At 53.5% G+C, this 23,049-nt stretch carries 23 protein-coding genes; 14 read left to right on the top strand and 9 right to left on the bottom strand.

All coding sequences use genetic code 11. From position 1 onward, the window contains the following. Window positions 1-75 precede the first annotated feature (75 nt). Genes pyrI through pyrL form a run of 3 tightly spaced genes read right to left on the bottom strand, consistent with a single transcriptional unit; the run spans window position 76 to window position 1,624 of the window. On the bottom strand, window positions 76-537 hold the full coding sequence (gene pyrI, locus ACS0RQ_RS24615; RefSeq protein WP_039077731.1) for an aspartate carbamoyltransferase regulatory subunit: 462 nt from the start codon (window positions 535-537) through the stop codon (window positions 76-78). A 12-nt stretch (window positions 538-549) separates the two neighbouring features. Further along, entirely contained in the window at window positions 550-1,485 is a 936-nt protein-coding gene (gene pyrB / locus ACS0RQ_RS24610; RefSeq protein WP_271848671.1) for an aspartate carbamoyltransferase, read from the bottom strand. After that, complete coding sequence (gene pyrL, locus ACS0RQ_RS24605) at window positions 1,478-1,624, bottom strand: pyr operon leader peptide (protein ID WP_072039708.1); 147 nt, start codon at window positions 1,622-1,624, stop codon at window positions 1,478-1,480. The genes pyrB and pyrL overlap by 8 nt, the downstream gene beginning before the upstream one ends. Window positions 1,625-1,899: 275 nt before the next feature. Between pyrL and ACS0RQ_RS24600 the strand changes: the two genes are divergently transcribed. The 6 genes from ACS0RQ_RS24600 to ACS0RQ_RS24575 all read left to right on the top strand — a co-directional run bounded on the left by ACS0RQ_RS24600 (window position 1,900) and on the right by ACS0RQ_RS24575 (window position 8,568). Next, on the top strand, window positions 1,900-2,352 hold the full coding sequence (locus ACS0RQ_RS24600) for a YhcH/YjgK/YiaL family protein (RefSeq protein ID WP_039077728.1): 453 nt from the start codon (window positions 1,900-1,902) through the stop codon (window positions 2,350-2,352). Between the two features lie 444 nt (window positions 2,353-2,796). Next, window positions 2,797-3,771: an SIS domain-containing protein gene (locus ACS0RQ_RS24595; protein ID WP_271848672.1), complete on the top strand. Its 975-nt coding sequence runs from the start codon at window positions 2,797-2,799 to the stop codon at window positions 3,769-3,771. A gap of 10 nt (window positions 3,772-3,781) precedes the next feature. Continuing rightward, the gene (locus tag ACS0RQ_RS24590) at window positions 3,782-4,612 is read left to right on the top strand and encodes a fructoselysine 6-kinase (RefSeq protein WP_271848871.1); all 831 of its coding nucleotides are present in this window, start codon (window positions 3,782-3,784) and stop codon (window positions 4,610-4,612) included. Window positions 4,613-4,700: 88 nt separating this feature from the next. Continuing rightward, entirely contained in the window at window positions 4,701-6,269 is a 1,569-nt protein-coding gene (locus ACS0RQ_RS24585; protein WP_271848673.1) for an amidohydrolase, read from the top strand. Window positions 6,270-6,337: 68 nt separating this feature from the next. Next, window positions 6,338-7,756, top strand: a complete 1,419-nt coding sequence (locus tag ACS0RQ_RS24580; RefSeq protein WP_271848674.1) for a YfcC family protein — start codon at window positions 6,338-6,340, stop codon at window positions 7,754-7,756. 86 nt (window positions 7,757-7,842) lie between these two features. Beyond that, the gene (locus ACS0RQ_RS24575; RefSeq protein ID WP_271848675.1) at window positions 7,843-8,568 is read left to right on the top strand and encodes a GntR family transcriptional regulator; all 726 of its coding nucleotides are present in this window, start codon (window positions 7,843-7,845) and stop codon (window positions 8,566-8,568) included. Between the two features lie 44 nt (window positions 8,569-8,612). Here ACS0RQ_RS24575 and argF read toward each other — a convergent pair whose 3' ends face one another. Both argF and argL read right to left on the bottom strand, forming a co-directional pair. Then, a complete protein-coding gene (gene argF / locus ACS0RQ_RS24570) occupies window positions 8,613-9,617 on the bottom strand; it encodes an ornithine carbamoyltransferase (protein ID WP_271848676.1) in 1,005 nt (334 codons plus the stop codon). Further along, complete coding sequence (gene argL / locus ACS0RQ_RS24565) at window positions 9,587-9,682, bottom strand: putative translational regulatory protein ArgL (protein ID WP_380081253.1); 96 nt, start codon at window positions 9,680-9,682, stop codon at window positions 9,587-9,589. The genes argF and argL overlap by 31 nt, the downstream gene beginning before the upstream one ends. A 97-nt stretch (window positions 9,683-9,779) precedes the next feature. Between argL and rraB the strand changes: the two genes are divergently transcribed. The 3 genes from rraB to ACS0RQ_RS24550 all read left to right on the top strand — a co-directional run bounded on the left by rraB (window position 9,780) and on the right by ACS0RQ_RS24550 (window position 11,927). Then, window positions 9,780-10,202 carry a ribonuclease E inhibitor RraB gene (rraB, locus tag ACS0RQ_RS24560; protein ID WP_039077721.1) on the top strand — a complete coding sequence of 141 codons (423 nt, stop codon included), beginning with the start codon at window positions 9,780-9,782 and terminating at the stop codon, window positions 10,200-10,202. A 47-nt stretch (window positions 10,203-10,249) separates the two neighbouring features. Continuing rightward, window positions 10,250-11,008 (top strand): tRNA isopentenyl-2-thiomethyl-A-37 hydroxylase MiaE, encoded by a 759-nt coding sequence (gene miaE / locus ACS0RQ_RS24555; protein ID WP_039077720.1) that lies wholly within the window; start codon window positions 10,250-10,252, stop codon window positions 11,006-11,008. A 91-nt stretch (window positions 11,009-11,099) separates the two neighbouring features. After that, entirely contained in the window at window positions 11,100-11,927 is an 828-nt protein-coding gene (locus tag ACS0RQ_RS24550) for a topoisomerase II (RefSeq protein WP_271848677.1), read from the top strand. Window positions 11,928-11,977: 50 nt separating this feature from the next. Here ACS0RQ_RS24550 and ACS0RQ_RS24545 read toward each other — a convergent pair whose 3' ends face one another. Further along, window positions 11,978-12,481, bottom strand: coding sequence for a GNAT family N-acetyltransferase (locus ACS0RQ_RS24545; protein WP_039077718.1), 504 nt, complete (start codon window positions 12,479-12,481; stop codon window positions 11,978-11,980). Between the two features lie 179 nt (window positions 12,482-12,660). On the opposite strand from ACS0RQ_RS24545, the gene ACS0RQ_RS24540 reads away from it, so the two are divergent. Then, complete coding sequence (locus ACS0RQ_RS24540) at window positions 12,661-13,851, top strand: YjgN family protein (RefSeq protein WP_271848678.1); 1,191 nt, start codon at window positions 12,661-12,663, stop codon at window positions 13,849-13,851. Between the two features lie 208 nt (window positions 13,852-14,059). Further along, window positions 14,060-15,262, top strand: coding sequence for a YjgN family protein (locus ACS0RQ_RS24535; RefSeq protein ID WP_271848679.1), 1,203 nt, complete (start codon window positions 14,060-14,062; stop codon window positions 15,260-15,262). Between the two features lie 142 nt (window positions 15,263-15,404). Here the strand turns inward: ACS0RQ_RS24535 and ACS0RQ_RS24530 are convergent, their stop codons facing one another. The 3 genes from ACS0RQ_RS24530 to pepA all read right to left on the bottom strand — a co-directional run bounded on the left by ACS0RQ_RS24530 (window position 15,405) and on the right by pepA (window position 20,339). Next, a complete protein-coding gene (locus ACS0RQ_RS24530) occupies window positions 15,405-18,260 on the bottom strand; it encodes a valine--tRNA ligase (RefSeq protein WP_271848680.1) in 2,856 nt (951 codons plus the stop codon). Then, entirely contained in the window at window positions 18,260-18,703 is a 444-nt protein-coding gene (gene holC / locus ACS0RQ_RS24525; protein ID WP_039076903.1) for a DNA polymerase III subunit chi, read from the bottom strand. The genes ACS0RQ_RS24530 and holC overlap by 1 nt, the downstream gene beginning before the upstream one ends. A 124-nt stretch (window positions 18,704-18,827) precedes the next feature. Next, a complete protein-coding gene (gene pepA, locus ACS0RQ_RS24520; RefSeq protein WP_039076902.1) occupies window positions 18,828-20,339 on the bottom strand; it encodes a leucyl aminopeptidase in 1,512 nt (503 codons plus the stop codon). Window positions 20,340-20,618: 279 nt separating this feature from the next. Here pepA and ACS0RQ_RS24515 point away from each other — a divergent pair, with 279 nt between their 5' ends. The 3 genes from ACS0RQ_RS24515 to lptG all read left to right on the top strand — a co-directional run bounded on the left by ACS0RQ_RS24515 (window position 20,619) and on the right by lptG (window position 22,916). Beyond that, window positions 20,619-20,669 carry a hypothetical protein gene (locus tag ACS0RQ_RS24515; protein WP_216637209.1) on the top strand — a complete coding sequence of 17 codons (51 nt, stop codon included), beginning with the start codon at window positions 20,619-20,621 and terminating at the stop codon, window positions 20,667-20,669. Window positions 20,670-20,733: 64 nt separating this feature from the next. Continuing rightward, window positions 20,734-21,834: an LPS export ABC transporter permease LptF gene (gene lptF, locus ACS0RQ_RS24510; protein WP_110295140.1), complete on the top strand. Its 1,101-nt coding sequence runs from the start codon at window positions 20,734-20,736 to the stop codon at window positions 21,832-21,834. Further along, complete coding sequence (gene lptG / locus ACS0RQ_RS24505) at window positions 21,834-22,916, top strand: LPS export ABC transporter permease LptG (RefSeq protein ID WP_039076900.1); 1,083 nt, start codon at window positions 21,834-21,836, stop codon at window positions 22,914-22,916. The genes lptF and lptG overlap by 1 nt, the downstream gene beginning before the upstream one ends. The last annotated feature ends 133 nt before the right edge of the window (window positions 22,917-23,049 follow it).

The raw sequence follows: 23,049 nt of genomic DNA, 5'->3' as shown, positions 1-23,049 counted from the left end.
TCATACTTCAAGTTGCATGCTTGTTGGCCAGGTTTGTTCGCCCCAGTCACTGACTTGAGTACACCCTTGCATCAATTACCCTGCCAGTACCACAGAATGCGAAAACTCTTTTTCACAGTATTTGCATTTCAGGGCGATATCGTGTGGGCGTTTCTTCACCGCGAAGCTGGAGGCGACCGGTTCAGCATGGCTGATACAGTTGCTGTTCGGGCAGACCAGCACGCTGTCGATGCGATCCGGCAGATTCGGATGAGACTTGCTCACCACTTCATAGTTGTCGATGCGGTTTACCGTCGCCTGCGGGGCATACAGCGCCAGTTGGTTAACCTGCTCATCCGTCAGGAAAGTATTCTCGATTTTGATCAGATCCTTGCGACCCATTTCGCCTGACGGCAGGTTCAGACCGATAGTGATACGCTGCTCAGTTTCCGTCAGCTTGAATAGCGTCAGCAGCTTAAAACCTACCTGTGCCGGAATATGGTCAATCACCGTACCGCGATTGATCGCTTCAACCTGGAGTTTATTGTCGTGTGTCATTGTCGCTTCCTCCTACAGAACCAAATCACTATTCAGAACCAGTGCCAGCAGCGCCTGGCGCGCAAAGATGCCGTTACCGGCCTGCTGGAAATACCAGGCGTGCGGTGTTTTATCCACGTCGGTAGTGATCTCATCAACGCGTGGCAGCGGGTGCAGTACTTTCATGTTGCTGCGTGCGCCGATAAGGTCGCTGGCGCGCAGGATGAACTGGGCTTTGACGTTGGCATATTCTGATGGATCCAGACGCTCTTTCTGCACGCGGGTCATATACAGAATATCGACCTCAGCCATCACCTCTTCGATGCTGGCGTGAATGCTCCACGCCAGCCCTTTCTCATCGAGCATGTCGAGAATGTACTGCGGCATGGCCAGCGCATCCGGGGCGATAAAGTAGAAACGGTTGCCGTTGAACTTCGCCAGCGCCTGCGCCAGCGAGTGCACGGTGCGGCCATATTTCAGGTCACCGACCATCGCGATGTTGAGGTTCTCCAGGCGGCCCTGGGTTTCCTGAATGGTGAACAGATCCAGCAGGGTCTGAGTCGGATGCTGGTTAGCACCGTCGCCCGCGTTCAGAACAGGAATGCCGCCGGAAAATTCGGTCGCCAGACGGGCGGCGCCTTCCTGTGGGTGGCGCATCACGATCGCGTCCACATAGGTGCTGATAACTGAAATCGTATCCGCCAGCGTTTCGCCCTTCTTGCCGAGCGAGGTGTTGCTGCTGTCAGAAAAGCCCACCACGCTCGCCCCCAGGCGATGCATGGAGGTCTCAAACGACAGGCGGGTACGCGTTGAGGCTTCAAAGAAGCAACTGGCGATCACTTTGTGCCTGAGTAACTCCGGCTGCGGGTTGGCTTTCAGCCGGGCGGCAGTATTCAGCACCAGTTCAAGTTCTTCGCGGCTGAGATCGTTTATGGAAATGATATGTTTTTGATATAGCGGGTTAGCCATGTTTATCTCCTGACGACTGCGCAAAAAAAAGCCCCTCAATAGAGGGGCTATGGAATGGGGTGGGCAACGGGAAGAAAAACGGCAGGCCTGCGTCCTTTTTCAGACGCCCAGGGACATTATGTCGAACACACTGGACCATGCTTCCTCCCGGCAAATTGTCCGCGATTATACTCAGCTACTTTTCGGTTTCAAGCGATTAATGCAACATTTGCGTCAGGCAATCGGTTTATTTGCATATAAATGCATATTTACTAAATAAGTAATTACTTTTAATGCGTGTGAATAGTCGTAGTGACAATCCGGTGGAATAAACATGCGCAAGCGCAACTCTTCGGTAAAAAGGGGTGGTGAGCATCGCCATTTTTCCGTATAAAAGCTAAAAATGAAACGATGTTTTATCTTGAGGAGATAGCTATGATCGTTGGCAACATTCACCACTTACAAAGCTGGTTGCCGGAAGAACTGCGCCAGGCCATTGAACACGTCAAAGCCCACGTGACGGATGCCACCCCGACCGGGAAGCATGATATTGACGGTAACAACCTGTTTTATCTCGTTTCTGAAGACATGACTCAGCCGTTTGCCGAGCGCCGCGCGGAATATCACGCCCGTTATCTGGATATCCAGATTGTGCTTAAAGGTCAGGAAGGGATGACATTCAGTACGCTGCCCGCAGGTGCGCCGGACACCGACTGGCTGGCAGATAAAGATATCGCGTTCCTGCCGGAAGGCGGCCAGGAAAAAACAGTGGTGCTGAGCGAAGGGGACTTTGTGGTGTTCTACCCAGGCGAAGTCCATAAACCGCTGTGTGCCGTGGGCGCGCCCGCGCAGGTGCGTAAAGTGGTTGTGAAGGTTTTAGTAGCCTGACTCGCGCTACCCGTTTCCCCTCATCCCAGCGGGGCGAGGGGAGCGATCGCAGTGCGAAGCACCGATTTCTTTGCGGGGATTGTAAAGGGGAACGCGGTGTTCCCCTTTACCCGTTCACGTGTCCGGAGGTGACATTTCGCCATGAACATAAGGTGAACGGAACCCTCCTCCTGAGCCGCATATTCCCCTCACCCCAACCCTCTCCCCAAAGAGGAGCGGGGACCGTTCGTGCTCGCATTTTTGTGGGGATTCCTCACCCCTTTTCAGAGCTACACGAACAGCGCACCCAACGAATCTGACTTCCCACTCTCCCTCCCTGGCTTCCCCTTACCACATCGCATAACGAAAACATGATGGCGATCTCATTAATACGTATTATAACGTATTAATGTTATCCCGAATTCAATATCCCTGCGTCTAACTTATGTGGAGATTTTCAACGTTATGAATATCAAAGAAATTATTGAAAAACTGGCGGGCAATGTTAAAGACAGTGGCGGGATTCGCCAGGTGTTTCTGGTGGCATGTGGCGGTTCGCTGGTGGATATGTATCCGGCAAAATACTTCTTCGACAGCGAAGCCACCACGCTGCATGTGGGCATGTACACCGCGAATGAGTTTGTTTATGCCACCCCGAAAACCCTCAGTGAAAACTCACTGGTCATTGTCTGTTCGCACGGCGGCAATACGCCGGAATCGGTCGCGGCGGCAAAACTGGCGCGTGCGCATCAGGCGCAAACCGTGACCCTGACCCACAACGAACAGGCGAAGCTTATTCAGCACGCCAACCATAACATTCTGTATGCCTGGGGCAACGATACCAATGTCGTTGATAACCCGATGGCGATTATCCTCAGCCTGTGCGTCGAGGTACTCAATCAGGTGGAAGGGTATGCGGCTTATGCGGATTTTCAGCAGGGCATGGAACAAATCAACGGTGTTATTGCAAAAGCGCGTCAACAGGTGGCTGACCGCTGCCAGCGCTTTGCCCGTCGTTATCAGGACGAAAAATTGTTTTATATCCTTTCCAGCGGAGCGTCCTATGGCCATGCTTACGGCTTCGCCATCTGTTCGTTAATGGAGATGCAGTGGCTGCACGCCGCGCCCATTCACTCCGGCGAATATTTCCACGGGCCGTTTGAAGTGACCGATAAAGAGACGCCGTTTATCTTACTGATGAACGAAGGTCGCACCCGCGTGATGGATGAGCGGGCTAACGCTTTCCTTTCCACCTACGCAGAAAAAGTGGAAGTGGTTGATGCAAAAGAGCTGGGTATTGGCGTACTCCCCCCGCGCGTCGTGGAGTTCTTTAACCCGGTGCTGTTCTACAGCATTATGTGTGAATATCGTTCGGCGCTGGCGGATATTCGTCAACACCCGCTGGAAACACGTCGCTATATGGGACAAGTCGCGTATTAAGGAGAGCATGATGAAAGTCATAGGCGTTGGCGATAATGTCGTCGATCAATATGCCCATATTCGTACGATGTACCCAGGCGGCAATGCGCTTAATTTTGCAGCTTATGCCTCTATGCTGGGCCATGAAGCGGCGTATCTGGGTATTTTTGGCAATGACAGCGCGGCAAAACATGTTATTTCCGTACTGGACGAACTGGGTGTCAGACATCCGCACTGTTTATATGTCTCCGGGGAGAATGGTTGTGCGCAGCTTAAAATAGAAGATGGCGAGCGAATATTTCTCGGATCAAATGCCGGAGGTATTCGTAAAACAACCTCAATGGATTTTATTTTCCATCATACGGACTATCTGCGGGAATATACTCTCATTCACAGCGGTTGTTATAGCTATATGGAAGAACAGCTTCCGGCATTACAGCAACTGGGTGTGCCCGTCTCGTATGACTTCTCGGATGATTTTGTACTCGAAGAGGCGTTGCCGCTTTGCCAGTATGTCGATTTTGCCTTTTTCTCCTGCGCTGATTACAGCCTTGAGCAGACGCGAGACATTATTCAGCAGGCACACAATAGCGGCAGTCGGATTGTCTGTGCCACGCGTGGCAGCGAAGGGGCAATTCTGTTTGATGGCAAACAGTGGTATCAACAGGCTCCGGAATATGTCACGCCTGTGGATACGATGGGGGCAGGCGACGCGTTTATTACTGCCTTCCTGTGCCATTATCTTGCACAGACAAATACCCCGGATGAAGAAGCGATTCCTGCAAGCCTTAAGCAAGCCGCATTATTTTCGGCGAAAATCTGCCTCAAAGAGGGGGCTTTCGGCTACGGTGTTCGCTATTAAATAACGCTATCTAAATAGGTTTTTATTTCGCTCATTTTTTGAGGGGAAGGGCGCGGTTTTGCGCTTTTTCCCCAATAAGGAAAGAGTTATGCCTGAATATCATACTGCCGATCTTATTCTGCGGTCGGATAATATATTTACTGCCGACAGCGATGAATTATTTTCTGGATATATTGTTATAAGCCACGGCGTTATTTCAGCGATACTTGCAAACGATGAAGATATTAGCCCGTGGCGCGGCCCCACTACCCATTTTCGCGATCTTGGCGAGCGGCTAATTTGTCCTGGTTTTTGTGATAATCACACTTTTTTTACGGGGTATATGAGCATGCATCGCGGCGTAGATCTTCGCGCCACGAACACTAGCTCGGCGGCACTATCGCTGCTCAAAAAAGCGGAGCAGGGTCTGCCTGCCGGAAAAAGCCTGTACGCGTGGGGCTGGTCTGCGGCGCAGTGGGGAGCGTTACCTGCCAGTGCAGAACTTGACGACGCTTTTCCCCATCGCCCGGTGGTCGCGATTAATAGTGACAAGAGCCACTGCTGGATGAATCAGGCAGCGATCGCTCGCTACGGGTTCACGCCTGACGACTGTAGCGCGGAGGCACGTGTACATCTGCTTACAGAAATGCTTAACGACGCGGGGCAGGTAAAAGAAGAGTTACGCGCCTTTATGGCGATGCTGGCGACGCGCGGTATAACGGCAATTAAAGATGTCTGTTTTGATGATGCCCCCGCGCTGCTGGACGCCTGGGCCGGGCTTGAGGCGAATGATGCGCTGTCACTGCGCGTCAGCCTGGTCAGTGAGCCAGTGACCAGCGCCGCTAATTTTACTTTTGCCCGCCAGGCGCGTGACCGTTTTCACTCTGACCGGCTGCGTTTTCATGGCTTTAAATTTATGGTGGATGGTGTGATTGCCGATTACACCGGCGACATGTTGCAGCCTTATACCGACCGACCGCACACGCATAACGAAAAACCGGGGGATTACGCGCTATTGCGCCAACAGGTGCTGGAAGCCGACCGGCTTGGGTTTAATTGCTGCCTGAACGCCGAAGGGGATGCCGCCATACGTCATTGCATCGATATTTTCGCTGAATGTCACCGCGCCAATCCTCCCCGAGTGCGCCATCACGCCTTAAGCGATCTCGAGTGCCCGCATCCGGACGATATCCCACGTCTTGCCGCACTGGGCCTTTCTGCTGAGATCTACGCGCAGATACTGCTGCTTAATCAGAGCGCGTCTGACGCCTATATGCGTGAGCGCGGAGGCGAAGCCAGGGAGAGGCAGTTCTTTAACTATGCCGCGCTGTTTAATGCCGGGGTTCTGGTGACCATCGGCACCGATTTGCCGCTGTTTATCCCCAGTATTCCCGATGCGATCTATGCGGCCTGCTGTCGCCATTTTGCCGATGGTTCGCCACCAGAAGGGTGGCATCGCGAACACGGAATGACGCGAACACAGCTTCTGAAAGCCTGGACCATCAACGCCGCCGTTCAGCATGGCATGGGGGCACAGACCGGAAGTCTGGCCGTGGGTAAGCGCGCGGATATTGCCGTGTTCGACCGCAACCTGCTCACCTGTGCCGATGATGAAGTGCGTAACGCGCGAGTGGTGCTGACCCTGATGGATGGCCGTACAACACACGATGTTTTATAGACGCCCGCCTTCACGCGCACAGACGACGTGATGACAGGCGATAAAGCGAATTCTTACCGAGGCAGATTATGCGTATTCCAACAATAAAATGGGCCGTACCCCACTGCTACGCTCTGATCTTTTTTATCATTGTTGTGGTTGCCGTTTTAACGTGGTGCATCCCCAGCGGCAGCTTTGACTATCACGCGGTCACTTTACCGGGTGGCGAGACCAAAAGCCTGGTGGTGCCCGGCTCTTATCATGTACTTGAAAAAGTCACCGTTGATGGTGACTTACGACAGGGGCTTTCGGCCATTCTTGCCGCTCCCATAGAAGGCATCATTAAAGCAGCCGATGTGATCGCCTTTGTGCTGATAGTCGGCGGCGCGTTTGGCATTATTATGCGGACCGGCGCCATTGAGCGCGGCCTGCTTGCGCTGGCGCAGCGGCTGGCAGGCAAAGGGATTCTGGTGATTCCACTGTCGATGACGCTGTTTAGCCTGGGCGGTGCGACTTTCGGCATGAGCGAAGAGGTCATTCCGCTCTATGCCATCTTCATTTCACTGATGTTCGCACTGGGCTATGACTCCCTCACCGCCATTTTGATCTTATTTCTGGGGACGCAGATTGGCTACGTCGGCGCGATGACCAACCCCTTTTCCGTGCTTATCGCCCAGGGCGTTGCCGGTATTCAGGGCAACCCACAGCTCTGGCTGCGCGCCATTGCCTGGGTGGTTTTTACCGCGATGTCGATTATCTTCACCATGTGGTACGCCCATCGTGTGAAGCGTGACCCGAGCAAATCACCGTCGTATGAAAGCGACTGCCAGAACCGCACGCTGTTTATGGGAGAGCAGACAGGAACGGTACACTTTTCGCTGAGTGACCGGTTGATCATCATCGCCTTTGTACTCGCGCTGGCGGTCATCTCCTGGGGGCTCATCACCCGTGGCTGGTATATGGTGGAGATTGGTACCGTCTTTTTAGCGCTGGGGCTGTTTGCCGGTATCGTCAGCAGAATGTCTGTGAGCGATGTGGCGGAAAGCTTTGTCGATGGCTGCAAAGAGTTTGTCTATGCTGCGGTCGTTATCGGCCTGGCGCGCGGCATTCTGGTGGTGGCGGAAAACGGCAAAATCATCGACACCCTGCTGTATGGCCTGTCGGAAATGCTGGATGGTTTGCCGCAGTATGCTTTTACGACGCTGATGCTGGTGAGCCACAACATCATCACCTTCTTCGTGCCGTCCTCTTCGGGGGAAGCGGCGTTAACCATGCCGGTGCTCGCACCGCTGGGCGATCTGGTTAATATCAATAAAGAGGCGATGGTGATGGCCTATCAATTTGGTAACGGGCTGACCAACCTTATTTCGCCCACCGGCGGTGTGCTGTTGGCTGGGTTGTCGATTGCGCGCGTAGGGTTTGGTCAGTGGCTACGGGTGATTATGCGCCTGTTTCCGCTGCTGTGGATCACCAGCGCCATTTTTGCGGCCATCTCCGCCTGGGTTTAACCGCGCTATGCGCGCCGGCATAGTTTGCCGTGCGCGCATCGACTATAATCCGGGTTCAAATCATTGGCCCTGTTGGTGAAAACGCGATGTTGAGTAATGGACTGCAACAGCATACCGCTGTCCCGCTATACAGACAGTTGAAGGACAAAATCCTCAGCGATATCTCCTCCGGTAAACTTGCGGAAGGGGCGAAAATACCCACCGAAGTTGAGCTGAGTGAGCTGTATGACATTAGCCGTGTGACGGTGCGTAACGCTATTAAAGAGCTGGTGGACGAAGGCTATCTGGTTAAGAAACAGGGAAAGGGTACCTTTGTTTGTCTGCCGAAGATTGAACGTAAAGTGGTGCATCTGCTGAGCTTTACCGATGCCTGTGACAGTAGCCATCTGACTACCGCCAGCAAGGTGCTGCGTACCGCGATCCTCGACGATTATCACCATGTTCGCGAAGCGCTGCGCTTAACTGACGACGACTCGCTGCTCTATATTCAACGCCTGCGTCGCGCGGGGGACCATCCTTTGATGCTGGAGAATAACTACTACTCACTCAAGCGATTTGGTTTTTTACAGCAGGAAGATCTGAGCGGTTCGTTGTATCAGCTTTTACGCGAAAAGTACGCGATCCGCCCGACCCATGCCGGGGAGACCACCGTGGAGATGGTGCGCGCCCACGGCGAGACGGCAACATTGCTGGAACAGCCGCTCGGAGAGCCGCTGTTTTTAATGAAGACGCTGATTCTGGATGCCGACTACCAGCCTATTCACTATGGCGAGCAGCTTATCGTTGCCGAGCGGTATAAATTCAATTTTTGACATGCGGGTAATTTCCCCGGATGCGTTGCGCGCCGTGGAAATGATTACTGAGCCAGGGTCGCGACCATCACCGCTTTGATGGTGTGCATGCGGTTTTCCGCCTGATCAAACACAATACTGGCCGTCGATTCAAATACCTCGTCGGTCACTTCCATTCCGCCGTGCAGACCGAACTCTTCCGCCATCTTCTTGCCAAGCGTCGTCTGGTCGTCATGGAATGCAGGCAGGCAGTGCAGGAACTTCACATCCGGGTTACCGGTCAGCGTTAGCATCTGGCTATTCACCTGATATGGACGCAGCAGGTTAATGCGCTCGGCCCACTTCTCTTTCGCCTCGCCCATCGATACCCACACGTCGGTGTAGATAAAGTCTGCCCCTTTCACCCCTGCGGCGATATCTTCGGTCAGTGTAATATTGCCACCGTTTTTCTCCGCCAGCGCTTTACACTTCGCTACCAGACTGGCTTCCGGCCAGCAGGCTGTCGGGGCGACGAGGCGTAAATCCAGCCCGGTCATCGCCGCTGCTTCCAGCATGGAGTTGCCCATATTGTTACGCGCGTCGCCTGCATAAACCAGCGTCATTTCATTAAACGCTTTGCCCGGCAGGTGCTCTTGCATGGTCAACAGGTCTGCCAGCAGTTGCGTCGGGTGAAACTCATTGGTCAGGCCGTTCCACACCGGAACACCGGCAAACTGCGCCAGGGTTTCGACGATCTCCTGGCCATAACCGCGATACTGAATACCGTCGTACATTCTGCCGAGCACGCGTGCAGTATCCTTAATTGATTCTTTATGCCCAATCTGACTGCCGCTTGGGCCGATCCAGGTGACGCGAGCGCCCTGGTCAAATGCGGCAACTTCGAAAGAGCACCGGGTGCGAGTTGAGTCTTTTTCGAAGATGAGCGCGATGTTTTTGCCGGTAAGCTTTTGTTCTTCTTTGCCGTTTTTCTTATCGGCTTTCAGTTTGGCGGCGAGTTGCAGCAGAGCGTTGATTTCAGCAGGGGTAAAATCGAGCAATTTCAAAAAATGTTTCTGGTAAAACGACGACATGGTTCCCTCACCTGGCTAAAGCCACTTATTGAATTAAAATTCAATTTATATGTATGAATATTCATTTGCAAGCCAAATGAATAAATCTTTTCCGCCAGGAGTGGAGGCATTGCCAACGGTATGTGACAATATCTCTATCTGCCACATTATGAGGAATGAGCCATGGCGAACCCGGAACACCTGGAAGAACAGCGCGAAGAGACGCGTCTGATTATTGAAGAATTGCTGGAAGATGGCAGCGATCCTGATGCGCTCTACACCATTGAGCATCACCTGTCGGCAGATGACTTCGAGACGCTGGAAAAAGTGGCCGTCGAAGCGTTTAAACTGGGTTACGAAGTGACCGAGCCGGAAGAGCTGGAGCTGGAAGAGGGCGAAGTCGTGATTTGCTGCGACATTCTGAGCGAATCCGCCCTGAAAGCCGAGCTGATTGACGCGCAGGTGGAACAACTGATTAACCTGGCCGAGAAATTTGATGTCGAATATGACGGTTGGGGCACCTACTACGAAGACCCGAACGGTGAAGACGAAGACGGCGACGAAGATGAATACGAGGATGAAGACGACGACGGCGTACGTCACTAAGTCTTCCCTGTGCGGCAGCTACGGCTGCCGCAGTGCAAGGAACAGCCATGGATTACCCGCAAATACTCTCCCCGGTTTTACACTTTCTGCATTGCCCAACACCTCAGGCCTGGATAGATAAAGCCCGCGACCCGCAAAACCTTCCGCTGTTGCTCACCGATCATATGGTCTGCGAATTGAAAGCCGCGCAAACCGCCATGCTGCTGGTGCGTAAATATGTGGCGGATAAAAGTGGGGCCGATGCGCTACTTGAATGGCTGAAACCCTATGAAGCTTTTACCTTTCGTGAAGGGCCGGAACCGGACTTTGTAGCGTTGCACAAGCAGATCGCCAAAGGCGCGATGCCGAAAGCGGATGATCCGTGGGGCAGGGCGCTGATCGACAGCATGGTGCTGCTTATCAAAGAAGAGTTGCACCATTTCTGGCAGGTACGCGAAGCTATGCTTGCCCGCAATATTCCTTATGTGAAAATCACTGCCAGCCGCTATGCGAAAGGGATGCTCAAAGGTGTGCGTACCCATGAGCCGCTTACGCTTATCGACAAGCTGATTTGCGGTGCCTATATCGAGGCGCGCTCCTGCGAACGTTTTGCCGCGCTGGCCCCGTATCTGGAAGAGGAATTACAGAAATTCTATCTGTCATTGCTGCGTTCCGAAGCCCGCCACTATCAGGATTATCTTGCGCTGGCACAACAGGTCTCGGAAACGGATATCGCGCCACGGGTTCGCTATTTCGGTGAGATTGAAGCCGAACTGATCACCTCGCCGGATCCCGAGTTTCGTTTTCACAGCGGTGTGCCGGGCTGACCTGCCAGAATCCGTAGTTATTTCGCTCGCCAGGTGACAATCCTCGCCGGGCTGGTACAACAATCAGCAAAATGGTTACAAGGAACCTGAAATGAACTGGACGTCTATTCTACTCTCCGCCCTCGTCGCTGGCCTGGCGACAGCACTGACGCAGTATCTGCGCCGGAAAGGGAAAATCGGCGGCATCACCTCGGCGGTGATTGTTGCGGTTGCTATTGTGGTCTGGAACGTGGGCTATCGGCAGTATATTGCACCCTTACTGCAAAATAGCGGTGAGTCGCAAATGGACGTGGCGTTCCGTGCGATAAGCAGCATGCCGACATACCAGGTGTTGCGTGAACAAGAGCCGCAGTTGCTGGAAACTATTCGCAGCACGGCGAAAAAAATGGAAAAAGAGGGGAAAACCCCTCAGCAGATTATTGATTATATTCAACCGCAGATTGTCGGGGTACAAATGGTGCGTTTACAAAACGCCCCGGATGAGAACGTGATTGCTTATATGCAGATCAATATGGAGCAAACCGTGGCCATTCAGAAAGTCAGCGATGATAATTGCTTTCGTTTCCTGTTCCCGGCGGTGAAAGGGGGGATCAATCCCGCGAAAATGTTGTCGAGCGATTTCCTGATGAAACGCATGAATATTGATGCCGCGATGATGCGCGCTGCCTACGGCGTCAACCGACACACGGTGACAGATAAAGAGCGCCAGGACGCACAGCAGCATCTGCAGCCAATTATTGCGTCGCTGGTCAAGAAATACGGTCAGGATATTGAGATCATGCCGGACCCGCGCAAAGGCGTCGGCAAAGAAAAAGTCGCCTGCGACATTGTGCAGGACTTGTGGCGTAACGTGCTGACGTTGCCCCAGGATCAGGCTGCGGGAATGATTCGTCTGATTATGGCGCCGGAGAATCAGTAAAGATGAGGTTCCGGTCCTTTCCCGTAGAAAAGGAAAGGACCGGGAACAACTTAGAGTGTTTTCAGCATTCGCACTTCGCAATCTACATGCCCGGTACAGCCCAGCGGCCCGCTGATATGGCTAAATCCGAGATGCTCATACAGGCCAATCGCCTCTTTTAAGAACGCGGTAGTTTCCAGATAACAACGGGTGAAGCCCTGCGTACGGGCGTGTTCAAGTGCCAGCAGCGCCAGTTTCTTCGCCAGCCCCTGGCCGCGCGCGGCAGGCAGGAAATACATTTTTTGCAATTCGCAGATATCCGGCTCGCTACATTTCAGCGGGGCGACACCGCCGCCGCCCACCACCTGGCCATCCTGTTCCACCACCCAATAGGCGTGCCCCGGCTGGCTGTAGAGTTGGTACAGCTCGTCCAGATTGGGGTCCGCCACGGTATAGCCTTTATCAGCGGTAAGACCGTATTCGGCAGAAACCCGACGAATAACGGAGGCAATCGCGGCATTATCGTCGGCAGTCATCCGGCGTAATGTCACGCTCTGCTTGGCCACAACATTCATACACTCACTCAATAAAAATATATGCATTTATATGCGTATTTAATAGCACTCTCTGAAAGTAGCCGCAAGTCGTTTAATTATGCTGTGATTTATTAGGGTATACGTTATCGTAGCGCGCTTCACGGAAGTGATAATCATTATTTATCAAATCAATGTTTATATTTAAGGATGATGTAGTTATGAACGGTGATGTCCGTTATAAGAATAATTTCCGACAAACATTTATCTTTCATGGCAAGGGTCTGGATTATTTTCTCATTTCGCTGGTTAATGTTCTGCTGAGTATCATTACGTTAGGGGTTTATGTGCCCTGGGCAATGGTGCGCTCCCGGCGCTACGTTTACGAAAACATGGAGTTAAACGGCGCACGCTTTGGCTATCATGCAAAGGGTGGAGCACTGTTTATGAGTTGGTTGCTCATGTCGGTATTAATTTCAATCATCATCGTTGTAGCGGAAATTTGTAATCCACTCTTAGGTTCGCTGGCCATTTTTCTGGTAATGCTGGTCATGCCTTTTTTTATGGTGAAAAGCCTGCAATACAATGCACTGATGACGACATTAAATAATGTTCGTTTCGCCTTTCATTGTTCAATGAAAAAAGCCTGGTGGGTAATGATGGGCCTGCCGACATTACTGGCTATTTTATTATGCGTGGTTCTCTATGGTATTGGGAGTATGATGTTCAGCGGTTACAATTTTGACAGCTTACTGGCGAAGATTATTACGCTGGCACTGCTCGGAATCGTGGGCATGGGCGTGAGCAATGGCTATGTGTATGCCAAATGGCTATCTCTGATCGGGAAAGGTGGTCAGTTCGGCGTCCATAAATTCGATATTCGTGTCAGCACGAAGTACTGTATTAAAGCCTGCCTCTTCTCATTAGGTATTCTGGTTCCGTTTATGGGGCTAATGTTTTACTTACTTTCGATCTCCAATAGCAGTATGGCGATGCTGCATACGATTAACGGCTCGGAGGATTTCGAGCCCTCAGGGTTTCCAGGGCAAATTCTGCTGTGCTATCTGCTCTATATTGGCGGCATTCTGATCTCATCGGCTTATCTCTGGCAGGCCTTCCGCAACCATTTAATGAATGGTTTGACGCTGGCGGAAGGACGTATTCGTTTTACTTCCACCCTGACGTTCTATGGCGTTGTGATACAACTGGTTTTGCTGGTCTTCGTCTCCGGGATCACGCTCGGCCTTGCCTATCCGTGGATGAAAATACGTTTTATCCGTTACCAGGCCCTTCATACCCATGTTGAAGGAGATTTGGACGACGTAGTGTTGACGGATCATGACGAGCAGGTTGAAAAAGGTTTTATCGCCCTGCTTTCCCGCGGCGTGATGCCGATAGCTCCTTTCATATAAAACCAAAAGGCCGGACTCTGCTTCGGCCTTTATTTGCTTTTATCGTCGTTTTCCTGCCATACCATCACTTTTCTGTGCTGACAAGACCAGTAATATTGGGCGCTACATTTTTAGTACAAAGTTTACTAAACTTAATAACGGAAATAAAAATACCGCAATATTTCTATGGCTTAATTAGCGTTGTTTCTGATTTACGATAAGGATTGTTATGACTTTTGAAAATGGTGGTGCTGCGGCGACGCCTTCCCGGAATTTTGTGTTCCAGGGCAGTGGCGCGGGATATTTCTGGATCTGGCTGGTAAACGTTTTACTCACCGTCGTTACCCTCGGGTTGTTTCTGCCTTGGGCGCTGGTGCGTGCCCGCCGTTATTTTTATGAGAATACCGATCTGGAAGGGGCGCGTTTTTCTTACCACGCCACCGGACGTTCAGTATTTGTAGGCTGGCTGTGCCTCATGGTGCTGTATATCATATTTCTGATTAACATGGCGCATAATAACGTGGTGTTATCCCTATGTATGATAGGGTTGTTTTTACTTTTCTTCCCATGGCTGGTGACGCAGGGCCTGCGTTATCAATTCCTGATGACGGAAATTAATAATGTGCGCTTTAGCTTTTACGCCAGCCCGCTGCGCGCCTGGTGGGTTATGCTGGGCTGCCCGTTGTTAATTATGACGGTCTCTGTGGTGGTGTTTTCGCTGTTTATGTCGAGCACTCTCAGCATGGGTTCCTATACCGCGATTATTGTGGGTATTGGCGTTGGTACGCTGGCGTTGCTGCTGGGTTCCGCCATTATGCAGGGGGTTTATACCGCCCAGTGGTATGGCATGCTGGTGAATAATCTGCAGTACGGTACGCAGAAATTTGCCGCAACCTACTCCATCAAGAAGTGCATCTGGATAGCGCTGTTCTCCATGCTGCTGCTCTTCCCGTTCCTGGCACTGGCGTTGTTTATCATCGTGCCGGCCTTCTTTACGCTGATGCAATATTCTCAGGCTGTGGGCGATAGCCCGGAACAACTGGCGATGTTAGCCGGGCCATTCTACGGCAAAATCGCGCTGGCCTATCTGGTTTACCTGTTCGGTATTATTGTCTGCTTTATCTATGCCTTCGTGAAAATGCGTAATTATATTTACGGGCAGGTCACGCTGGCCGGGCATATTCGCTTCTCATCGACCGTGACTATTGGGCGCGTGCTGTGGTTGTCTATCAGCAATACGCTGGTGTGCATGATTACGCTTTTCCTGGCATATCCATGGGCAAAAGTCCGCTTTACCCGCTATGTGCTGGAAAATACGCATGTTCACGGTGAGTTGCAGAATCTGACGCTGGAAAACCACGGTCAGCAACCGGCAAAAGATCCGGCGAACCTGCTGGCGCGCGGGTTGTCGTTTTTCCCGGCGGTGTTTTAAGTCAGACGTTCCCGGATGCGTGATGCTGTTTGTAGCCCCGGTAAGCGCAGCGCCACCGGGGATTACCTGAGAGTTTCCCCCCTGAATTGTGGGACAAAAAAAGCCGGGCTATCGAAGCCCGGCTTTTTCATGTGCAGCCCGATTACAGCGCGCTAATAACGGCCTGCTGTTCAATCAGCTTGGTTTTGGCCTCTGCATAGCCGTCCAGCTTCTCACGCTCTTTGGCAATCACCGCTTCCGGTGCGCGCGCCACAAAACCTTCGTTGGACAGTTTGCTTTCGATACGGCCAATTTCCGCGTCGATCTTCGCCACTTCTTTCGCCAGACGCGCCAGCTCGTCTTCTTTGTTAATCAGACCTGCCATGGGGATCAGCAGCTCCGCGCCATCGATAATCCTGGTCACGGAAACCGGACCTTTATCATCGGCTGGCAGAACCGTGATGCTTTCCAGACGCGCCAGATTCAGCAGGAAGCTGCGGTTGTCATTCACGCGACGCTCCGCATCTTTACTGCAACCACGCAGCAGCAGCTCCAGCGGTTTGCCCGGGGAGATGTTCATTTCGGCACGGATATTACGTACCGCCACGATCGCCTGTTTCAGCCATTCGGTATCAGCCAGCGCCGCTTCATCAACCTGAGACGCATCGTACTGCGGGATAGGCTGCAGCATGATGGTATCGGCGGTAATGCCTTTCAGCACTTTCACGCGCTGCCAGATGGTTTCCGTGATAAACGGAATGATCGGATGCGCCAGACGCAGCAGCGCTTCCAGCACGTTCACCAGCGTGTTACGCGTGCCGCGCAACTCTGCCTCAGAACCGCCGCTCATCACTGGCTTGGTCAGCTCCAGATACCAGTCACAGAACTGGTTCCAGGTGAATTCATACAGGATGCCCGCGGCGATATCGAAGCGGAAGTTATCCAGCGCTTCACGGTATGCTTTCACGGTCTGGTTGAATTCCGCCAGGATCCAACGGTCCGCCAGCGACAGTACCATCTCGCCGCCGTTGAAGCCGCAATCCTGGTCTTCGGTATTCATCAGCACGAAACGGCTGGCGTTCCACAGCTTGTTACAGAAGTTGCGGTAACCTTCCAGACGCTTCATATCCCAGTTGATGTCGCGACCGGTCGAGGCCAGCGCGGCCAGGGTGAAGCGCAGGGCGTCGGTGCCGTGCGGCTCAATGCCGTTCGGGAACTGCTTCTCGGTGCGCTTGCGGATTTTTTCCGCCAGTTGCGGCTGCATCATGTTGCCGGTACGTTTCTCCAGCAGATCCGCCAGAGAGATACCGTCCACCATATCCAGCGGGTCAATAACGTTACCCTTGGATTTGGACATCTTCTGGCCTTCGTCATCACGAATCAGACCGGTCATGTAGACGGTATGGAACGGCACCTGCGGCTTGCCGTTTTCATCTTTGATGAAGTGCATGGTCATCATGATCATGCGGGCAATCCAGAAGAAGATGATGTCGAAGCCAGAGACCATCACGGTGCTCGGGTGGAACTGACGCAGGGCATCGGTGTTTTCCGGCCAGCCGAGGGTAGAGAAGGTCCACAGGGCAGAGGAGAACCAGGTGTCCAGTACGTCTTCGTCCTGGCGCAGGGCAACATCGGCGCCCAGGTTATTTTCCTGGCGCACTTCGGCTTCGTTACGACCCACATAGACATTGCCGTTGTTGTCGTACCACGCCGGGATGCGGTGGCCCCACCATAACTGACGGGAGATACACCAGTCCTGAATATCGCGCATCCAGGAGAAGTACATGTTTTCGTACTGCTTCGGCACAAACTGGATCTCGCCATTCTCAACCGCTTCAACCGCCGGTTTCGCCAGCACATCGGCACGTACATACCACTGGTCGGTCAGCATCGGTTCGATAACCACGCCGCCACGGTCGCCGTAAGGTACGGTCAGGTCGTGTGGTTTGATCTCTTCCAGCAGGCCCAGCGTGTCAACGGCAGCAACGATGGCTTTACGCGCCGCAAAGCGTTCCAGTTTCTGGAACTCCGCCGGGATTTCATTTGAATAGACGTCGGATTCGTTGCCTTTGGTGTCGTACACTTCCGCCGTTTCGCGGATATCGCCATCAAAGGTCAGAATGTTGATCATCGGAAGCTGATGACGACGGCCCACTTCGTAGTCATTAAAGTCGTGCGCCGGGGTGATTTTCACGCAGCCGGTGCCTTTTTCCATGTCGGCGTGTTCGTCGCCCACGATAGGAATACGGCGATTCACCAGCGGCAGAACCACATATTTACCAATCAGGTCTTTGTAACGCGGGTCTTCCGGGTTCACCGCCACGCCGGTATCGCCCAGCAGGGTTTCCGGACGGGTGGTGGCGACAACCAGATAATCTTTGCCGTCGGCGGTTTTCGCGCCGTCAGCCAGCGGGTAGCGAATGTGCCACATGGACCCTTTGGACTCGCGGTTTTCCACTTCGAGGTCGGAAATCGCGGTGCGCAGTTTCGGGTCCCAGTTCACCAGGCGCTTACCACGGTAAATCAGGTCTTCTTTGTACAGGCGGACAAAGACTTCTTTCACGGCGTTGGAGAGCCCTTCGTCCATGGTGAAGCGCTCGCGCTCCCAATCCACGGAGTTGCCCAGACGGCGCATCTGGCGGGTAATGGTGCCGCCGGATTCTGCCTTCCACTGCCAGATTTTGTCGATAAAGGCGTCGCGGCCATAATCGTGGCGGGTTTTACCTTCTTCGGCGGCAATCTTACGCTCAACCACCATCTGGGTTGCGATACCCGCGTGGTCGGTACCGGCCTGCCACAGGGTGTTTTTGCCCTGCATGCGCTGGTAGCGAATCATGGTATCCATGATGGTCTGCTGGAAGGCGTGACCCATGTGCAAACTGCCGGTGACGTTCGGCGGAGGGATCATGATGCAGAAGCTTTCCTGGCTTTCATCGCCATTCGGTTTGAAGTAGCCCTGCTTTTCCCAATGCTCGTAAAGCGGCTGTTCGATCTCTTGGGGGTTGTATGTCTTTTCCATTATTTCCAGGTTGCCGTGTTCAGGTTGAAACCAGCCATGCGATAGGCTTTATAGCGTTCGCGAGCCAGTTGTTTCAAAGAATCTTCGTAAGGAACGAAGTCTATCACTTCTGTGAAAGCGGTGGCAAAATCTGCAAAGTTTGTCCGCAAACTGATGAGAATATCGCGCGGGCTGCCGTTGCGCTTTTGCGGCCAGGCTATCTCAACAGGCGCACCGCCTCTGGGGCCTTCTCCGGCGAGGTTATGCGGTACAAAACTCTCCGGCGGCCTTGCCCACAGCGCTTCATCCAGTCGCAGCGCTTGCTGCTCGTCCTCACAGGCAATCAGCACGCGTTTGCCATTGCGCCAACGTTCTGCGGCAACCTCACACACCAGTTGTTCCACGGCGCTCAGGCCGTCGACGGTGGTCTCATTGTCCAGAAGATAAAACGTGGCGTTCTTCATGATATGGGGCTTCTTGTGGTGAATTTAAATCGTCCACCCTCACCCGGTCATTCGCCCTCAAGAGAGAGGGCGAATGCCGTCCCCACGCCCCTTAGGAGAGAGGGGAAGGGTGAGGGGATTTCGCTTACTCTTCGCCAGTAAACCCGGCGCGGTTCAGCAGGAACTGCGACAGCATGGCCACCGGACGACCGGTTGCGCCTTTGGCTTTACCGGAACGCCACGCGGTACCGGCGATGTCCAGATGCGCCCAGTTGTACTTACGGGCAAAGCGGGACAGGAAGCACCCAGCGGTAATCGCGCCGCCCGGACGACCGCCAATGTTCGCCATATCGGCAAAATTGGAATCCAGTTGCTCGTAGTACTCATCACCCAACGGCAGACGCCATGCGCGGTCACCCGCCTGTTCGGACGCGCCAATCAGCTCGTGCGCCAGCGGGTTATGGTTCGACATCAGTCCGGTGATGTGATGGCCCAGGGCAATCACACATGCGCCGGTCAGGGTCGCCACGTCGATAACCGCTTCCGGCTCGAAGCGCTCAACATAGGTGAGCACGTCGCACAGTACCAGACGGCCTTCGGCATCGGTGTTCAGCACTTCAACGGTCTGGCCGGACATGGTGGTCAGCACGTCGCCCGGACGATAAGCGCGCCCGCCCGGCATGTTTTCACAGCCCGCCAGCACGCCGATGACGTTAATCGGCAGTTGCAGTTCGGCCACCATGCGCATCACGCCGTACACTGCCGCCGCGCCGCACATGTCGTACTTCATCTCGTCCATCCCTTCGGACGGCTTAATAGAGATACCGCCGGAGTCGAAGGTCAGGCCTTTGCCGACCAGGACAATCGGACGCACGTCTTCCGACGGGTTACCTTTATATTCGATAACCGACATCAGCGATTCGTTTTGTGAGCCTGCGCCGACCGCGAGGTAAGAGTGCATCCCCAGCTCGCGCATCTGCTGCTCACCGATTACGCGGGTGATGACATTTTTGCTGTAAGAGTCCGCCAGTTGACGCGCCTGAGAAGCCAGATAGGCTGCATTACAGATGTTCGGCGGCATGTTGCCGAGATCTTTCGCCGCTTTGATGCCCGCAGCAATCGCCAGACCATGCTGGATTGCGCGCTCGCCGCTGGTCAGTTCACGACGGGTCGGCACATTGAAGACCATTTTACGCAGCGGGCGACGCGGCTCGCTCTTGTTGGTTTTCAACTGGTCAAAGCTGTACAGAGATTCTTTTGCTGTTTCGACCGCCTGGCGAACTTTCCAGTAGGTATTGCGACCTTTAACGTGTAGCTCGGTCAGGAAGCAAACGGCTTCCATTGAACCAGTATCATTCAGGGTATTAATGGTTTTCTGAATGACCTGCTTATACTGGCGTTCATCCAGTTCGCGTTCTTTGCCGCAACCAATCAACAGAATACGTTCGGAGAGGACATTTGGAACGTGGTGCAGCAGCAGGGTCTGGCCCGGTTTGCCTTCCAGTTCGCCACGGCGCAGCAGTGCGCTGATATAGCCGTCACTGATCTTGTCGAGTTGCTCGGCAATCGGAGAGAGACGGCGCGGCTCAAAAACACCCACAACGATGCAGGCACTCCGCTGTTTCTCCGGGCTACCGCTTTTTACACTGAACTCCATGCACTATACTCCTGAATCTTAAAGACAACAGCAGGGGCTACAGATATACTCGACCTCTTTCAAACCGCAGATGCGTTGGCTTGCGCCTGCTTACCCCAGCCACTTACTGAACGTAAGTTACGGGGCTTCACAGTCTCGCCGCCTTTCTGCAACTCGAAATCCATTGAGTATATAATTGCAAGCTTTCGTAACTCATGTCCGCTGTTGCGGTGACTTCGTGTTAATCTTAACGATACTTAGGTTTCGGCACGTCAGATACGGGTCGGATACGTTTTACCGCTGAGTATATTAATCTTAGCGATGATTTCGACGACTCAAGAGAATAAATGACGTTTAAGCCACGAAACAAGCGATTTTCCAGTAAAAAGACTGGTTTTTACGGGCGTAATATAAAGTGATAATCATAAGATATCTTGCGCGGGAGACGCTAAAAAGCCAGTTTGCGATCCTCTTCATCCTGCTTCTGATCTTTTTCTGTCAGAAACTGGTAAGGATCCTCGGCGCAGCGGTCGACGGCGAAATCCCCACGAACCTGGTACTCTCGCTACTGGGCCTCGGTGTGCCAGAGATGGCGCAACTTATCCTGCCGCTCAGTCTGTTCCTCGGTCTGCTCATGACGCTGGGCAAACTTTATACCGAGAGTGAAATTACGGTCATGCACGCCTGCGGCCTGAGCCGGGCGGTGCTGGTCAAAGCGGCGATGATTCTGGCGCTGTTCACCGGTGCGCTGGCGGCGGCAAACGTCATGTGGCTTAGCCCCTGGTCATCGCGCCATCAGGAATCGGTGCTGGCTGACGCCAAAGCTAACCCTGGCATGGCCGCACTGGCGCAAGGGCAGTTCCAGCCAGCCTCTGACGGTAACTCGGTGCTGTTTATCGAAAGCGTGGAAGGCAGCAAATTCCACGATGTCTTCCTGGCGCAGATTCGCACGAAAGGCAATTCCCGCCCCTCTGTGGTGGTAGCGGATTCCGGCCAACTTGCACAACTGAAAGATGGCTCTCAGGTCGTGACCCTGAACACCGGCACCCGCTTTGAAGGGACGGCGCTGTTGCGTGATTTCCGCGTTACCGATTTCAAAGATTATCAGGCGATTATCGGCCACCAGGCGGTAACGCTGGACCCGGACGATACCGAGCAGATGGGGCTTGATACGCTGTGGCGCACGGATACCCCACGCGCTAAGGCCGAGTTACACTGGCGTCTGACTCTGATATTCACCGTATTTATGATGGCGCTGATGGTCGTGCCGCTGAGCGTGGTGAACCCGCGCCAGGGACGTGTGCTGTCGATGCTGCCCGCCATGCTGTTGTATCTGGTGTTCTTCTTGCTACAAACTTCCCTGCGATCCAATGCCGCAAAAGGCAAAATCGATCCGATGATTTGGATGTGGGCGGTTAACCTGGCGTACCTGGCGTTGGCGATGGGGCTGAACTTGTGGGACACGGTACCGATGCGTAGGATTCGCGCCCGTGTGATGGGCAGAGGAGCGGTATAATGCAAGCGTTTGGCGTACTTGACCGCTATATCGGCAAAACCATTTTTTCCACCATCATGATGACGCTGTTCATGCTGGTGTCGCTCTCCGGCATTATCAAATTTGTCGACCAGTTGAAAAAGGCCGGGCAGGGCAGCTATGACGCGATGGGGGCGGGGCTTTATACCATCCTCAGCGTGCCGAAAGATATTCAGATTTTCTTCCCGATGGCGGCGTTGCTTGGCGCGCTCCTGGGGCTGGGGATGTTGGCCCAGCGTAGTGAACTGGTGGTGATGCAGGCTTCGGGTTACACCCGTATGCAGGTAGCGCTGTCAGTGATGAAAACGGCCATCCCGCTGGTGCTGTTAACCATGGCGATTGGCGAATGGGTGGCGCCTCAGGGCGAACAAATGGCGCGTAACCAGCGCGCACAGTCAATGTATGGCGGTTCGCTGCTCTCCACCCAACAGGGGTTGTGGGCGAAAGATGGCGAGACCTTTGTCTATATTGAGCGGGTGAAGAGCGATGATGAATTGGGTGGGGTGAGTATTTACTCCTTCAACGATCAGCGTCGTTTGCAGTCCGTTCGCTACGCCGCTTTAGCGAAGTTCGATAAAGACACCCGGCTGTGGCGGCTGTCGCAGGTGGATGAATCCAACCTGACCGACCCGAAACAAGTGACCGGTACACAGACGCTGACCGGTACCTGGAAGACCAACCTCACGCCGGACAAACTGGGCGTGGTGGCGCTGGACCCTGATGCGCTGTCGATTAGCGGTCTGCACAACTATGTGAAGTACCTGAAATCCAGCGGCCAGGATGCCGGGCGTTATCAGCTTCAGATGTGGAGCAAAATTTTCCAGCCGCTTTCCGTGGCGGTGATGATGCTGATGGCGCTGTCGTTTATCTTTGGCCCGCTGCGTAGCGTGCCGATGGGCGTGCGCGTGGTGACGGGTATCAGCTTCGGCTTTGTATTCTACCTGCTGGACCAGATTTTTGGCCCGCTGACGTTGGTATACGGCATACCGCCGATTATTGGCGCGTTGCTGCCAAGTACTTCGTTCTTCCTGATTAGTCTCTGGCTGCTGATGCGTAAGAACTAGGTTTCTGTTCTGTTCCCGGATGCGGCTTCGCCTTATCCGGGCTGCTTTCTCCCTCTCCCTGTGGGAGCGCGCGCCTGGCCGCACTAAACTCACCCTATTTCATCGACACACTTTCCCTTATCCTGGCTACGCT

This window comes from Phytobacter diazotrophicus (assembly GCF_052061655.1).
GTDB classification, from domain to species: domain Bacteria; phylum Pseudomonadota; class Gammaproteobacteria; order Enterobacterales; family Enterobacteriaceae; genus Phytobacter; species Phytobacter diazotrophicus.
Note: the sequence above shows the minus strand (reverse complement) of the source record. Positions and strands in the feature narration are given on the sequence as shown.